14 protein-coding genes are annotated in these 13,419 nt (G+C 66.8%); 10 read left to right on the top strand and 4 right to left on the bottom strand.

The annotated features are described in order from the left end of the window. Positions 1-203 precede the first annotated feature (203 nt). Positions 204-2,072, bottom strand: a complete 1,869-nt coding sequence (locus tag M3A49_RS05565) for an ATP-binding cassette domain-containing protein (protein ID WP_416338920.1) — start codon at positions 2,070-2,072, stop codon at positions 204-206. Next, complete coding sequence (locus tag M3A49_RS05570) at positions 2,069-2,962, bottom strand: extracellular solute-binding protein (RefSeq protein ID WP_266227778.1); 894 nt, start codon at positions 2,960-2,962, stop codon at positions 2,069-2,071. The genes M3A49_RS05565 and M3A49_RS05570 overlap by 4 nt, the downstream gene beginning before the upstream one ends. 173 nt (positions 2,963-3,135) lie before the next feature. Here M3A49_RS05570 and M3A49_RS05575 point away from each other — a divergent pair, with 173 nt between their 5' ends. From M3A49_RS05575 to M3A49_RS05590, 4 genes are all read left to right on the top strand, one after another. Then, complete coding sequence (locus tag M3A49_RS05575; protein WP_266227779.1) at positions 3,136-3,564, top strand: TOBE domain-containing protein; 429 nt, start codon at positions 3,136-3,138, stop codon at positions 3,562-3,564. 25 nt (positions 3,565-3,589) lie between these two features. Beyond that, positions 3,590-4,198, top strand: coding sequence for a nitrogen fixation protein NifQ (locus M3A49_RS05580; protein WP_323183109.1), 609 nt, complete (start codon positions 3,590-3,592; stop codon positions 4,196-4,198). Positions 4,199-4,247: 49 nt separating this feature from the next. Continuing rightward, positions 4,248-4,661, top strand: a complete 414-nt coding sequence (locus tag M3A49_RS05585) for a winged helix-turn-helix domain-containing protein (RefSeq protein WP_254353522.1) — start codon at positions 4,248-4,250, stop codon at positions 4,659-4,661. 93 nt (positions 4,662-4,754) lie between these two features. Then, the gene (locus M3A49_RS05590) at positions 4,755-5,048 is read left to right on the top strand and encodes a hypothetical protein (RefSeq protein ID WP_266227783.1); all 294 of its coding nucleotides are present in this window, start codon (positions 4,755-4,757) and stop codon (positions 5,046-5,048) included. A 146-nt stretch (positions 5,049-5,194) separates the two neighbouring features. Here M3A49_RS05590 and M3A49_RS05595 read toward each other — a convergent pair whose 3' ends face one another. Beyond that, on the bottom strand, positions 5,195-5,815 hold the full coding sequence (locus M3A49_RS05595) for a hypothetical protein (RefSeq protein ID WP_266227785.1): 621 nt from the start codon (positions 5,813-5,815) through the stop codon (positions 5,195-5,197). Between the two features lie 192 nt (positions 5,816-6,007). Between M3A49_RS05595 and M3A49_RS05600 the strand changes: the two genes are divergently transcribed. The 6 genes from M3A49_RS05600 (at position 6,008) to M3A49_RS05625 (ending at position 12,872) form a co-directional block, all read left to right on the top strand. After that, positions 6,008-7,276, top strand: coding sequence for an MFS transporter (locus M3A49_RS05600; protein ID WP_266227786.1), 1,269 nt, complete (start codon positions 6,008-6,010; stop codon positions 7,274-7,276). Positions 7,277-7,434: 158 nt separating this feature from the next. Beyond that, a complete protein-coding gene (locus tag M3A49_RS05605) occupies positions 7,435-7,899 on the top strand; it encodes a zinc-finger-containing protein (protein WP_266227787.1) in 465 nt (154 codons plus the stop codon). Between the two features lie 210 nt (positions 7,900-8,109). Continuing rightward, positions 8,110-8,508, top strand: a complete 399-nt coding sequence (locus M3A49_RS05610; RefSeq protein WP_266227788.1) for a hypothetical protein — start codon at positions 8,110-8,112, stop codon at positions 8,506-8,508. 889 nt (positions 8,509-9,397) lie between these two features. Beyond that, positions 9,398-9,568 carry a hypothetical protein gene (locus M3A49_RS05615; RefSeq protein WP_154677869.1) on the top strand — a complete coding sequence of 57 codons (171 nt, stop codon included), beginning with the start codon at positions 9,398-9,400 and terminating at the stop codon, positions 9,566-9,568. A 206-nt stretch (positions 9,569-9,774) separates the two neighbouring features. Beyond that, positions 9,775-11,523 (top strand): ABC transporter permease, encoded by a 1,749-nt coding sequence (locus tag M3A49_RS05620; protein ID WP_254353515.1) that lies wholly within the window; start codon positions 9,775-9,777, stop codon positions 11,521-11,523. A gap of 14 nt (positions 11,524-11,537) precedes the next feature. After that, positions 11,538-12,872: an AAA-associated domain-containing protein gene (locus M3A49_RS05625; RefSeq protein ID WP_028207896.1), complete on the top strand. Its 1,335-nt coding sequence runs from the start codon at positions 11,538-11,540 to the stop codon at positions 12,870-12,872. An 85-nt stretch (positions 12,873-12,957) separates the two neighbouring features. Here M3A49_RS05625 and M3A49_RS05630 read toward each other — a convergent pair whose 3' ends face one another. Further along, positions 12,958-13,356: an FKBP-type peptidyl-prolyl cis-trans isomerase gene (locus M3A49_RS05630; RefSeq protein ID WP_266227789.1), complete on the bottom strand. Its 399-nt coding sequence runs from the start codon at positions 13,354-13,356 to the stop codon at positions 12,958-12,960. Between the last annotated feature and the right edge of the window lie 63 nt (positions 13,357-13,419).

Genomic DNA, 13,419 nt, shown 5'->3' on the forward strand with positions numbered 1-13,419 from the left:
TGGCAGTCGAAACCTTGCGCGCTCGAGCGCGAGAAGCCGAAAGGTGAGCGTTTTCGGGAACTGTGAGCAACGGTGCGAAATTGCGCACCGAATCGCTAACCGCTTATGCCAAAAGCCCCTTTTACAGGGGCTTTTTCGTCAACGGGCGCGGCATCGGTGCAGGTATGTCGGTGCCAAAGGTGAGCGTTTTCAGGACTCGTGAGTCAGGCGCTCTGCGACGCCGGCCAGGCGAGCACGCCGTTCGCGTCGATCGAGAAGCGCAGCGCGCCGGTATGCGATGCAGGCGCATCTTCTGCGGCGATATCGAAGGTTTCTCCGGCGATCTCGACGGTAACGTAGCGGTCGCCGTGGCGCAGCGACGTGCCCGCAACGCGTCCCTGCCACGCGCCTTCCTGCGTCGCGACGAGCGCGCGCGGCGAGACTCGCCACATCACGCGCGAGCCCACCGCGAGCGAGGTATCGGCGCGGGGCAGGCACAGTCCCGTCGGCGTTTCGATGGCGCCGCCAGCACGCACGATCCCCTCGCCGACGTTGTGCAGGCCGAGCAGTTCGGCCACGCGCGGCGTGGCGGGCCGCTGGAACACGTCGGCCACGGCGCCCGCTTGCAGCACGCTTCCCTGTTCGATCACGAGCACTTCGTCGGCGAGCAGCGCCGCTTCGTCGGGGTCGTGCGTGACGATCACCGTCACCGCGCCTACCTCGCGTTGCAGCGCCCGCAACGACTGCTGCAGACGGCGGCGCCGCGGCGTGTCGAGCGCGGCGAACGGTTCGTCGAACAGCAGCAGTTGCGTGTGCCGCGTGAGCGCGCGCGCGAGCGCCACGCGCTGGCGCTGGCCGAACGAGAGCTGGCGAGGCAGGCGCTCGGTGAGCGTGTCGAGGCCGAGGTGCGCGAGCCAGTAGCGTGCGCTGGCAGCGTCGGCATCGACGGGAAACGCGAGCTGCTGCGCCACCGTCATGTGCGGGAAGAGCCCGTAATCCTGCGGCATGTAGCCGATCTGGCGGCGCTCGGGCGGCAGCGCGCCGAGGTCGGTCGCGCCGAGCGTGACAGAGCCCGCGTCGTTGCGTTCGAGCCCGGCGATGATGCGCAGCGCGAGCGACTTGCCCGAGCCCGAAGGGCCGATGATCGCGAGCCGGCGCGTTTGCGGATGCCACGCTACATCGAGCGTGAACGCGCCGAGCCTCCGGCGCACCGCGAAGGCAAGACGCAGGCCGGCATTGTCGGCCGCGGTGGCGGCCGGGGTAATAGTCGTGAGTTCGTCGCCGTTGTCCAGGTTCACCGCCAGCGTCGAGCGTGCGCTGCGGCTATAGACGGAGAGCACCGCGCAGATGATTGCAATGCCGAGCGTGGGCAGCAGGAGCGGCATCATCGCGGGCAGGCCCTGGCCGCCGAACACGACGTAGGTATACACAGGCAGCGAATACGGGTGATACGCGACCATCACGGTCGCGCCGAATTCGCCGAACGCGCGCAGCCAGGCGAGCGCGAGCCCTGCACGGATGGCGGGCCACGCAATGGGCAGCGTGACGCGAAAGAAGCGGCTGGCGGCGTGATGGCCGAGCGTGGCGGCGACGTCGTCGTACACGGGATCCACGGCGCTGAACGCCGAGCGTGCCGCGACGATCAGGAAGGGCGCCGCCACGAAGGTCTCGGCGAGCACGATGCCCGTGAAGGAGTCGGTGAGCGAGCCGCCGAAGAGCTGGCCGATGCCGCTATACGGTCCGATGAGAAACAGCAGCAGCACGCCGCTCGTGAGCGGCGGCAGCGCGAGCGGCAACTGCACGACGAAGCCGAGCAGGGCAATGCCGCGCGCGCGCGACCGCGCGAGCCAGTAGCCGAGCGGTACGCCGCCCACCAGGATGATGAGCGCGGCCACGCTCGCGCTCGCGACCGATACGCCCACCGCCGACCAGGTGGCGTGCCAGTCGACGCCGGCCCAGTCCGCCTGGCCGATCTGCGGAATGCTGGCAACGAACGGCGCGCACAGATAGACCGCGAGCAGCGCGCCGAGCCACCAGAGCGGCTGGGAGCGCTTCACGGCAACCTGCTCCGCACGCTGCGCGGCTTGTGTCATTGCTGTGCGGCGTCGATCACGGCTTGCACCGACGGCGGGATCGCCTGGGTCTGGCCGTTGACGGCAGGCTTCGTCACATCCAGGCCATGCTCGGCGAGCAGTTTGCGGCCTTCTGCCGAGAGCAGGAAGTTTACGAAGCGCGCGGCGCCGGCGCTGTTGGGTGCGTCGTTGAGAACCGTGAGCGTGTAGTTCGCCTTGATCTTCAGTTCGGGCGCGGGGTGGATCGCCGGAATCTTCAGGTCGGACGTTTCCGTCGAGTAAAAGAAGCCCGCGTCGAGCTGACCCGACTGCAGACGGCCAACGAGCGTTTCTTCCGGCAGCACCTGCTCGGGATTTTCCGGCGCGCCAAGTGTTTTCTGCACGAGGTCAAGCTGGTTGTACGCCTGCGCGGCCTTCGTCATGAGCTCGACGGTGAAGGCGCCCTTCGGGTCGAGCTTCGGATCGGTGCGCCCGAGGCGGATGCCCGGTTCCTGCAGCACCTGATCCCACTTCTTCGTCTTGAAGTCGTTGGCGAAACGGCTCTTCGGGTTGTAGCCGATCAGGAGCGGCGATTCGGCAAAATTTACGTACCACGTAACGTGATTGCCGTTGGCCTCGCCCATGAGGCTCGCGTTGACCTTCGGGCTCGCGCTGATGAACACATCGCCGCGGCGCAGCTTGCCCTTTATCTCATTGGCGATCTTGTTCGAGCCGGCTGCATAGCCCTTGAAATGCAGGCCGGTTTCCTTTTCGAACGCGGGGCCCACGCTCTTCTCCATGAGGTTCACGAGCGAGCCTGCATAGAGCACGTTGACATCGGATTCGTCGGCGAATGCGTTGGCGCTTGCACCCATCGCGCCAATTACACCGCTCATCACGACGACTGAAGCCACCAGCTTGCGGACAAACATGTTCGACACCCGTTCGTTATAAAGGCCCATATATTACGATGGACTGCTGTATTGATGTGCTTGCCCAATTCGCTATTTTGGCAATCAGTGCCTGTGCGCGTCACACTGATACGCCTAAACTGGGGGCCAGTTCTTTTCCCGGTTCATAGTCCTGTTCAATTGTGGAGGCCCTCATGCGTACCAGCGCCCGTAACCATTTCTCCGGCCAGATCAGCGCGGTCAAGGCCGGCGCTGTCAACGACGAAGTCACACTGCGCGCCGACGGCGGCCTCGAGATTGTCGCGATCATCACGCATGGCAGCGCCGCTTCGCTGGGTCTCGCCGCTGGCAAGCCGGCCTTCGCGCTCGTGAAGGCATCGTCGGTGATCCTCATGGTCGACGGCGACACGAGCAAGGTGTCCACGCGCAACGTCGTGGCGGGCACGGTTTCGTCGGTCACGAAGGGTGCGGTGAATGCGGAAGTCGTGCTCGCGGCCCCGGGCGGCGCGCAGATCGCGGCCATCGTGACGAACGACAGCGTCGATCGTCTCGGCCTCGCGGCAGGCAAGCAGGCTGCCGCGCTCTTCAAGGCATCGAGCGTGATCGTCGGCGTAGACGGTTGATGCGCTGCGAACGCGCGTGAATGCAATGACACAGGGCAGTCAGGACCCCGCCACGCCGCCGCCGCCCGATTTCGATGCGCTGGCCGCCGCGCGCTGCGACGCCCTGACGGGGGCGCCAGAGGCGCCGCGCACGCCCGACGCCTGGCTCGTCGCGCGGCTCGTCGCGGCGCGCGATGTGCGCGGCGAATTGCCGTTGCTCGGTTTAACGCGCGCGCAGATCGACGCGCTCGGGGCGCGGCACTTCGTGTGTGCGGTGACGAGTGAAGCGCCGCACACGCACGTTATGGCGGATGCGTCGCATGCTGCATTTGCTACGGCAATGCAGGCCTTTCTCGTTGCGCTTGCCGCGCCGCAAGCCGACCCCGACGACGTGCGTTGCCTCGCCGCGATCATTGCCCACGCGTGCCTGCGACCCGATCATTTGTGGCGCGATCTCGGCCTGCGTGGCCGCGATGACGTGACACGCATGCTGGAGCGCTTTTTCCCTGCGGTCGTGGCGCGCAACGTGGAAGGCTTGCGCTGGAAGAAACTGCTGGCGCGCGAACTTGCGCTGGCATCGGGCGCCACGCCGGGCCCGGCACCCGGTTGTCCCGGCTGCGAGGATTTCGGTTTCTGTTTTCCTGCTGGCCATTAGCCATCCAGAGGGGAACGGCGCGCGAAACGCATCGTGTATGCTTGCGCGCATGACCAAGTCCCCCAACGCTCAACCGCACGCAGACGCTCCCGCGCCCGCACAGGCGCAGAAACCGGCCCAACCCGAGGTGCGTTTTCGCATGCGCATCATTCAGGACGGCACGATCGCGCTCGGGCCAGGCAAGGTGTCGCTGCTCGAAGCCGTTCGCGAACATGGCTCGATCTCGGCTGCGGCGCGCAGCATGAACATGTCGTACCGCCGCGCGTGGCTGCTGATGGATGAACTCAACCGCGCGCTGGAGTCGCCGGCCACGGTTTCGGAGCATGGCGGGCAGAGCGGCGGCGGCAGCATGCTCACGCCCGTGGGCGAAGAGATCGTGCGCTTGTATCGCAGCATCGAGGCGCGCGCCGCAGCGGTCTGCGAGGCCGAGATCGAAGCGCTCGTCAAACTCGTGAAGGCCTGACGCGATGTGACGTGACGCGGCGGCGCAGTGCCGCCAACGCCAGGCGCCTAGCCGTGGCGCAAGCAGAAACGCGAGACGGACACCGCGGCGAGCGTGGGCGTCGCGTTCGCATGTAGCCGCATCATCAACTCGACGAAAGCTGGCATAGACGATCCGGCGCCCCTTGAGCGCATCCTCCGGAAGCGCGCGTTGGGCCTGCGGGTCTTCGTGCGCTTGCGTGGTCTGCTCCATCGCGTGGACTTCGGCGCGCAAGGCGTCGATCAGCGCGTGGGCTTCGTCGAGCTGCGCGCGCAGGGTGTGGAGCGCGGCGGCATCGGCGTTCGCGCGCTGCTCGGCGATTTCGCGGCGGCTCGTGTGCAACGCGACCCGCGCGTCGCGCGCCGCTAGCGCTTCCTGCAGCGCTTCGCGCTGCGCGTGCTGCGGCGTTGTCTCGCGCTAGGCGCCCCCGGCTAGGCGCCCCCGGCTGGCTGCGCGCCGACAGCGAAATATATCATGGAATATAACGAAGGCCGGATGACGGTCAGGAACGCGGTTCAGGCGGCGGGTTCGCGCACGAGCGTCGTCGCGACGGCGACGGATTTGGCCACTGAGCGGCCCGCGGCCGCCCCGGACGTATGCGCTTCGCAGTGCGCTTCGGCCGCGTTCGCATGCTGCGCGAGCACAAGCTCGACGCCGAGCCCGACGAAGGCCGCATCGAGCCGCTCCAGTTCGGCCACGGCGCGGCGCAGCGCTTCGGTATCGAGACTGAACGCGTCGCTGAATAGCGCATCGCGCGTCTTGTCGAGGCGGCGTGCGTCGCGAATGGCGCGCTTGAGTTCGCGCTGGCGGGCGAAGCGGACCAGATCGATGCGCCGCGAGAGCGCGACGAGGAGTGGCTGCAGCGACGCGCCGGCTGGCGCCGCTTGCGCGCCACCGATGCCACCACCACTGGCAGCGCCTTCGCCACGCGCGAGCATGCGCTCGAAGCGCTCGATGCTGTTGCGCAGCCGCCGGAACGCGTCGATCACGTCGCGGATCAGCTCCGCGCGCTCGTACCCCGACGTGGGACGCAGCGTGGTGATCGTGGCCGCGAAGCCGTCCGTGCCCGCCGGCGCGGGTGCGCGACGCGCCTGCGGTATCGGTGTTGCGCTTACGAGGCGCCGACTACTCGCCAATTCCTGCCTCCGTCTGCTGGATGATCGTTCGATGTATTCAATAGGATATAACGACTCAGAGAGCGAGTGCATGAATCGCGCGGCCCCTCGTGTTCCTGTGGCGCCACGCCGCATGAACTAAAATTGCCGCTTTGCGCCTCGCTTGTGCCTGGTTGCGCACGCACCCGACTTTTCGCTTTCTCTCGCTGTTCAATGACCACACCCTCATCGGAGGCGGCGTCCGACGACCTGCCCAGTCTTTCGCGCAATCGCGGTTTCCAGCGCTTCTATGGCGCGCGCGTGCTGTCGTCGCTCGCGTTCCAGATGCTCGCCGTCGCCATGGGCTGGCACATCTACGCGCTCACGCATAGCGCGTTCGCGCTCGGTCTCGTCGGCCTCGCGCAGTTCCTGCCGATGTTCTGCCTCACGCTCGTCGTCGGCCACGTGGCGGACCGGTACGACCGCAGACGCATCGCATCCGTCTGCCAGCTCATCGAATGCGCCGCCGCGCTGACCTTCGCGGCCGGCACGGTCGGCGGCTGGCTGAGCGCGCCGCTCATCTACGCGCTCGCCGCGTGCGTGGGCGCGGCGCGCGCGTTCGAGTCGCCCGCCATTTCGTCCTTGCTGCCGGGCGTCGTGCTGCGCTCGCAGCTGCCGAATGCGACCGCGTGGTCGACCTCGGCGAACCAGACTGCGAACATCGTCGGCCCGGCACTGGGCGGCCTGCTGTACGGCATCGGCGCGACGCCGGCCTACGCGGCGTGCTCGCTCGCGTTCGCGGCGGCGGCCACGCTCTCGGGCACGATCCCGCTGCGCGCCAAACCGCCCGCGCGCGCGCCCGTCACGCTCGAATCGGTGTTCTCGGGCATCGCGTTCATCCGTTCGCAGCCCGTCATTCTCGGCGCGCTGTCGCTCGATCTGTTCGCGGTGCTGTTCGGCGGCGCGACGGCACTCTTGCCCGTGTTCGCCCGCGACATCCTGCACGCTGGGCCCATCGCGCTCGGTCTCCTGCGCTCGGCGACGGCCGCGGGCGCGCTGGCAGGCTCGATCTGGCTCGCGCACTTTCCGCTGCGGCGGCGCCCGGGTCTCGCGATGTTCGGCGGCGTGATCGTGTTCGGCTGCGCGACGATCGCGTTCGGGCTGTCGCACAACATCGTCGTGTCGCTGATGGCGCTGGCGGTGCTGGGCGCTTCGGACGTGGTGAGCGTGGTCGTGCGCACGTCGCTCGTGCAGCTGCGCACGCCCGACGAAAAGCTCGGCCGCGTGAGCGCGGTGAATTCGCTTTTCATTGGCACGTCGAACCAGCTTGGCGAGTTCGAATCGGGGCTCACGGCTGGCTGGTGGGGCGCGCAGCGCGCTGTGCTCGTGGGCGGCGTGGCGACGATCTGCGTCGCGCTGCTGTGGATGCGGCTCTTTCCGCCCCTGCGCGACACGCGCTCGCTCGAGCGCGAAGAGGCGCACGCCACGGCGAGCGCGAACTGATCGCGCGAGGCCGCCTGCGGCGCCCCGTCCCGCCGGTGCCGTGCGCCGGGGTTTGCCGCTATCCTTTCTCCAGGGCCCGCTCGCAGCAGCGGACCCCCGTTTTTCTCATCCACCCATCAAGTCATGCATCCATCGACCATCGCCCCGAGGAGCGCCGCATGCGCGTAGGCCGCCCCGTCAAGGCGCTGCCGCAGCCGCTGTGCGACTACTGCGGCGCGAAAGCGGTGCTCGCGCGCTTCGCCGACGAGGCCTACCCGTATCGCGACGATCACGGCCCGCTCTGGGTCTGTACGCCCTGTGAGGCCTGGATCGGCGTGCCCGCGCGCAGCACGCGCAACGTGCCGCTCGGCCGGCTTGCCAACGCCGCCCTGCGCGACGCCAAGAGCCGCCTGCACGACGCGCTCGAGCCGCTGGTGGCCGCGAAGATGCGGCGCGACAAGGTCAACGCCTTCGAGGCGCGCGGCAAGGCCATCCGCTGGCTTGGGGAGGAGCTGGGCTTCGACCTGCCCAATCCGTCGATCCACCTCCTGAGCCTCGAGCAGTGCGAGCAGGCCATCGCCCACATCGAGGCGTTCATGGCTGCGCGGCGCGCGGAGGGCGGGGGCGAGCGCGAACCGCGCTGAGCCGGCCACGGCCGACCGGTTGCCCGCCCGTCAGGCGATGCGCAGCGCATGTCTGTCACTGTTCGTTACATTCGATTTGAGGGTCGGCGCTTAACCTTCGGCGCGCCGTGCCGTTATTGCACGGAACAGACTCTTACTTGCCCTTCCATGGCCAGGACCATCCCTTTTCCGCAGCGCTCGCAAGCCGGTCGCCCCCGACGCAGCAAGTCGATGTTGCTGCCGATCCCGCGCGCAGTCGCCAACGAGCTTGCGCTGCAGGTGCATCTCGGGCTCGCCGCGCTGCGCCGCGGCGGCACCGGCGACGACGCACGCGCCTTGCTCCATGCTCACGTGCTCGCGCAATCGATTGCGGAGGCCGGATATGGCGTGCTCGAGCCGGACCAGGTGCGGGCGGCCGATGCCGCGCTGATCGCCTGCTTCGAGCGCGGCAACACGGGCGGCGGCTGGCAACTGGAAGAAGCGGGCTTCGAGGCGGTTGCGCAGCTCGTGAATGTGTACGACCGGCAGTTGCAAAGCGCGCCGCTGTGGGCGCTGACCGAGGCAAGCGAGCGGCTCGAGCGCATGGGCGCCGGCGAAACCAGCCACCAGGCCTTGCGCAAGAGCGCGTGACGCGAGGGATGGGGCACGCCGGGTACACCCCTTGCGGCCAGGTTCGATAGTCGTCGTCGCACAGCGGCAATGGATAAGCCGGCAGTAGGGTGAAGCGAACGATCCCTCTTTGCGAGACGAGCCGGATCGAGGGCGATAGACGGACGGTTGCCGGCGATGCATCCCCAAAAAATGCATGGCCGCTCCAGTCGAGCCTGGGGCGCACTGGAGCGAACCTGGGGCTAGCCCGACGCGAGCCCCCAGCGGGCGCTGTGGCGACATTGGCACGAGATTTGACGCGGGACGCGAATCGTGTTGACTTCGGACAGGTGGCGCGCCTAAAATTCGCCCGTCTTAACAAAAGGGGCTGACGCCTTGGACAGTAGCAGTTGTCGATCTTCGAACAGTTTCGCTGCCTGACCCGGCAGGACGTCCGCGCTCCCTTTCTTTCAGCCGCCGTCTTGCCAGCCAGGCAGATGGTGCGCGTCCAGCAGTAACTCCTCGTGCACTCTTGAATAGCGTCGACCGACGCCGCAGCGCCTTGAACGTATCGAGCGCCGCGGATGGCCGACATCGCGCCGTAAGCCCGCCCTGATCGATGCGCGCTTGCGGCACGGTTCGTTCGTTGCGCCCTCAAGCGCGACGCGCGGATCGACACATGCGCGCCTTGAGGCCCTTGAAGCCGCTTCGCGTTCGAGCCAACGGCTCGATGCAAGTCCCCAGGGTCAGCCGCCGTGACGTTGAGGAGTTCCGATGTCCGACAGTGACAGTTATCCGTTATGCCGCTTCCTTTTGAATTGCATTGAGGAAAGCGGGCAGACGCGAGCCGCCGCGCGCTGAACAAAGCGCGCTGCCGGGTCTGCTGGCTTTCCTCCCCAACGCGTCCCCCCGCGACGCCAGGAGAACCAGTATGAACTTCGGCCTTCTTTTGCCGCATCTGTCGCAACTGCAACAAACGCAGGACACCCTCCATCCCGATGTGCTCGGCGCGCGTGAGCGCGCGAGCGCCCCGCCGCCCTGCCGGAAATCGCGACTCGCCGCGCGCTGGCGAGATCTGCGAGCGCGCGTGTTTCGGGTCTGAATCAGACAAGCTGTAACGGATCCCCGCGCGTATGCCCAGCCGGCCCGGCCGGCCGTACGCGCCGCGCGAGGGATTCGCGCAATAACCAATCGCCGGTGCTTCGACATGAACCAGTTCAACCACACATTGCGAACGACCCGCCGCGCAGCGCGCGCCTGCGCCGGCGTGCTCGTGCCCACGCCTGTTCTCGCTAACGGAGGCCGCTAATGGAGTTCAGCTTCAACCTGAACCGCACGGCCAACGCCTCGGCGTGGCGCGTGCTGCCGAACCGCTGGGACTTCGTGGCGTTCCCGCTGATGATCGGCCTGATCGCGATGGCAGCCGTGGGCTTTCACGAAACGATGGCGCCCATCGCGACGTTGAAGGCGCAGCCCATCTCGCTCGATCCCGCGAACCTGCCCGAGTACGCCATGCGCACCACGCTGCGCATGCTCGCGGCGATGGTGGCGTCGCTCATCTTCACGCTCGTGTACGGCACACTCGCGGCGAAGAGCCGGCGCGCGGGCCAGGTGCTCGTGCCGATTCTCGACATCCTGCAGTCGGTGCCGGTGCTCGGCTATATCTCGTTCACGGTCACGTTCTTTCTCGCGCTGTTTCCCTCGCGCGTGCTGGGGGCCGAACTCGCGGCGATCTTCGCGATCTTCACGAGCCAGGCCTGGAACATGACCTTCAGCTTCTACCAGTCGCTGCGCACGGTGCCGCGCGATCTGGACGAGGTCTCGCGAGGTTTCCACCTCACGGGCTGGCAGCGCTTCTGGAAGCTCGAAGTGCCGTTCTCGATGCCAGGCCTCATCTGGAACATGATGATGTCGATGTCGGGCGGCTGGTTCTTCGTGGTGGCCTCCGAAGCGATCACGGTGGGCAACAACACGATCACGCTGCCGGGTGTCGGCGCGTATCTGGCCCAGGCGATCGCGGAAAAGAACCTGCACGCCGTGGGCTGGGTGATCCTCGCGATGATCGTGGTGATTCTCGCGTACGACCAGTTCCTGTTCCGCCCGCTCGTGGCGTGGGCCGACAAGTTCCGCATGGAGAACACGAGCTCGGGCGACGCCCCGGAATCGTGGCTGCTCGACCTCATTCGCCGCACGCGCCTCATTCACCGTCTGCTCGTGCCGATGGGCTTCCTGCTCGCCACGCTCGCGCGCATTCCGTTGCGCGTGCAACTGCCGAAGTCGCTGCCCGTCGTCACCACGATGAGCAAGCGCTCGCGCATTGGCGATATCGTCTGGGCCGCGTTCGTGATCGCGCTGACCGTGTTCGTGGTGTGGCACGTGGTGGCCTATGTGCGCACGGGCGTTACGCTCGATGAAGTCTGGCACGTGTTCGTGCTCGGCCTCATCACGCTCTTTCGCGTGCTGCTCTTGATCGCCATCGCTTCGGTGATCTGGGTGCCGCTCGGCGTGCTGATCGGCCTGCGTCCGGCGCTCGCCGAGAAGGTCCAGCCGCTCGCGCAGTTCCTCGCGGCGTTCCCGGCGAACCTGCTGTTCCCGGTGTTCGTGATCGTGATCGTGCGCTTTCACCTGAACCCGGACATCTGGCTCTCGCCGCTCATCGTGCTCGGCACGCAGTGGTACATCCTCTTCAACGTGATCGCGGGCGCAAGCTCGTATCCGAACGATTACAAGGAAGCGGCCACGAACTTCCGCATTCGCGGCTGGCAATGGTGGAAGAAGGCCATGCTGCCGGGCATTTTCCCGTACTACATCACGGGCGCGATCACGGCTTCCGGTGGCGCATGGAACGCGAGCATCGTCTCAGAGTTCGTGCAATGGGGCGACACGAAAGTCGTCGCGCACGGCCTGGGCGCCTACATCGCACAAACGACCGCCGCCGGCGACTTCCCGAAGATCATTCTGGGCATCGCGATGATGTCCCTGTTCGTTACGTTGTTCAACCGCGTGCTCTGGCGTCCGCTGTACACGTACGCCGAGTCCCGGCTGCGCCTCGATTGAGATGGAGTGACATCATGCTGAATCCGAAAATCGTCTCATCCGACCTGCTGCCGATGCGGCCCGCTCCCGGCCAGGAAGTGCTCGCCGTCAAGCATGTTTCGCGCGGCTTCGCGAAGAAAGAGGACGAACGCCTCGTGCTCGACGACGTGAACCTCTCGCTGCGCGAGGGCGAGATCGTCGGCTTGCTGGGCCGTTCCGGCTCGGGCAAGTCCACGCTGCTGCGGATCATCTCCGGGCTCATCGAGCCGACCGAAGGCGAGGTGAACTGGCTCGGCAAACCGCTCGAAGGGCCCGCCGAAGGCGTGTCGATGGTGTTCCAGACCTTCGCGCTGTTCCCGTGGCTCACCGTGCTGCAGAACGTGGAAGCGGGCCTCGAAGCGCAGGGCGTGGGCGCGCGCCAGCGCCGCGAGCGGGCGCTGGCGGCCATCGACCTGATCGGTCTGGACGGCTTCGAAAACGCCTACCCGCGTGAGCTTTCGGGCGGCATGCGCCAGCGCGTGGGCTTCGCGCGCGCGCTCGTGGTCGACCCGACGCTCCTGCTCATGGACGAGCCGTTCTCCGCGCTCGACGTGCTGACCGCCGAAACGCTGCGTACCGATCTGCTCGACCTGTGGACGCAAGGCCGCTTGCCGATCAAGTCCGTGCTGATCGTCACGCACAACATCGAGGAAGCGGTGTTCATGTGCGACCGCATTCTCGTGTTGTCGTCGAATCCGGGCCGCGTGTCGGCCGAGATCAAGGTGCCGTTCAAGCATCCGCGCAACCGTCTCGACCCGGCGTTCCGCAAGCTCGTCGATGACATCTACGCGAAGATGACGGCGCGCGAAGCCGCCGAGGCCACGACTCGCCGTCTCGAAGTGGGCAGCCGCCTGCCGGACGTGTCGACCAACATCATGGCGGGTCTGATCGAGACACTGGCGGCCGCGCCGTATCACGGCCGCGCCGACATGCCGGAAATCGCGCGCTCGCTGCATCTGGAAGTGGACGACCTGTTCCCGATCGTGGAAATGCTGCAGCAGCTCGGCTTTGCCGACGTGCGCGAAGGCGACGTGCTGCTCACGCCGCCCGCACGCGTGTTTTCGGAGATGGGCACGCAGGCGCGCAAGCTCATGTTCGCCGATCACCTGCTGCGCAACGTGCCGCTCGCGGCGCGGATCAAGAAAGTGCTCGACGAGCGGCCGGGCCATCGCGCGCCGCGCGTGCGCTTCGAGCAGGAGCTCGAGGACGTGCTTTCCGATGTCGACGCCGAAGAAACGCTCGATACCGTGATCGAGTGGGCGCGTTATGGCGAGGTCTTTTCGTACAACGACCAGTCGGAAATCTTCAGTTTCGAGGACGTCGAGGCGTAAGGCCCGCGTTGTCGCAAAAACAAGAACGGGCGGCGAGGGTGACACCTCAACCGCCCGTTCTTTTTACCTTCAAAATCTGCTGGCCTTATTGTCCGATACCGATCAGCTCGATTTCGAACGTGAGGTCGCTGTTCGGCGGGATCGGGCCCACCGCGCGATCGCCATAAGCGGTCGCCGCCGGGCAGGTCAGCTTTGCCTTGCCGCCGACCTTCATCTTCTGCACGCCCTGCGTCCAGCACGGAATCACGCGATTGAGCGGGAAGGTCGCCGGGCCGCCGTGCTTGTCGGAGCTGTCGAATTCGGTGCCGTTCGCGAGCGTGCCGCGATAGTTCACGCGCACGACGTCGGTGGCGGAGGGTTGCGGACCGGTGCCTTGCTTGATGTGTTCGATGACGACGCCCGACGGCAACTTGTCGATGGTGTTGGCGGCGAACGCGGTCGTTGCAACGGTGGCAGCGGCGACCAGGGCAATCAGTGATTTCATGAGATGTCCTCGTTGAATGGCAAATCGATTATATCGGGCGCGCGGCCTGGGTCCCGGTTCCTT

It is taken from the genome of Paraburkholderia sp. CNPSo 3076 (assembly GCF_026343935.1).
Taxonomy (GTDB): domain Bacteria; phylum Pseudomonadota; class Gammaproteobacteria; order Burkholderiales; family Burkholderiaceae; genus Paraburkholderia; species Paraburkholderia nodosa.

What these genes read in the sequence shown, in the direction of transcription:
- M3A49_RS05605 (WP_266227787.1), top strand. Translation starts at nt 7,435, where the DNA reads ATGCGCGTAGGCCGCCCCGTCAAGGCGCTGCCGCAGCCGCTGTGCGAC.
- M3A49_RS05610 (WP_266227788.1), top strand. Translation starts at nt 8,110, where the DNA reads ATGTTGCTGCCGATCCCGCGCGCAGTCGCCAACGAGCTTGCGCTGCAG.
- M3A49_RS05575 (WP_266227779.1), top strand. Translation starts at nt 3,136, where the DNA reads ATGCGTACCAGCGCCCGTAACCATTTCTCCGGCCAGATCAGCGCGGTC.
- M3A49_RS05600 (WP_266227786.1), top strand. Translation starts at nt 6,008, where the DNA reads ATGACCACACCCTCATCGGAGGCGGCGTCCGACGACCTGCCCAGTCTT.
- M3A49_RS05625 (WP_028207896.1), top strand. Translation starts at nt 11,538, where the DNA reads ATGCTGAATCCGAAAATCGTCTCATCCGACCTGCTGCCGATGCGGCCC.
- M3A49_RS05565 (WP_416338920.1), bottom strand. Translation starts at nt 2,072, where the DNA reads ATGACACAAGCCGCGCAGCGTGCGGAGCAGGTTGCCGTGAAGCGCTCC.
- M3A49_RS05585 (WP_254353522.1), top strand. Translation starts at nt 4,248, where the DNA reads ATGACCAAGTCCCCCAACGCTCAACCGCACGCAGACGCTCCCGCGCCC.
- M3A49_RS05620 (WP_254353515.1), top strand. Translation starts at nt 9,775, where the DNA reads ATGGAGTTCAGCTTCAACCTGAACCGCACGGCCAACGCCTCGGCGTGG.
- M3A49_RS05580 (WP_323183109.1), top strand. Translation starts at nt 3,590, where the DNA reads ATGACACAGGGCAGTCAGGACCCCGCCACGCCGCCGCCGCCCGATTTC.
- M3A49_RS05630 (WP_266227789.1), bottom strand. Translation starts at nt 13,356, where the DNA reads ATGAAATCACTGATTGCCCTGGTCGCCGCTGCCACCGTTGCAACGACC.
- M3A49_RS05615 (WP_154677869.1), top strand. Translation starts at nt 9,398, where the DNA reads ATGAACTTCGGCCTTCTTTTGCCGCATCTGTCGCAACTGCAACAAACG.
- M3A49_RS05570 (WP_266227778.1), bottom strand. Translation starts at nt 2,962, where the DNA reads ATGTTTGTCCGCAAGCTGGTGGCTTCAGTCGTCGTGATGAGCGGTGTA.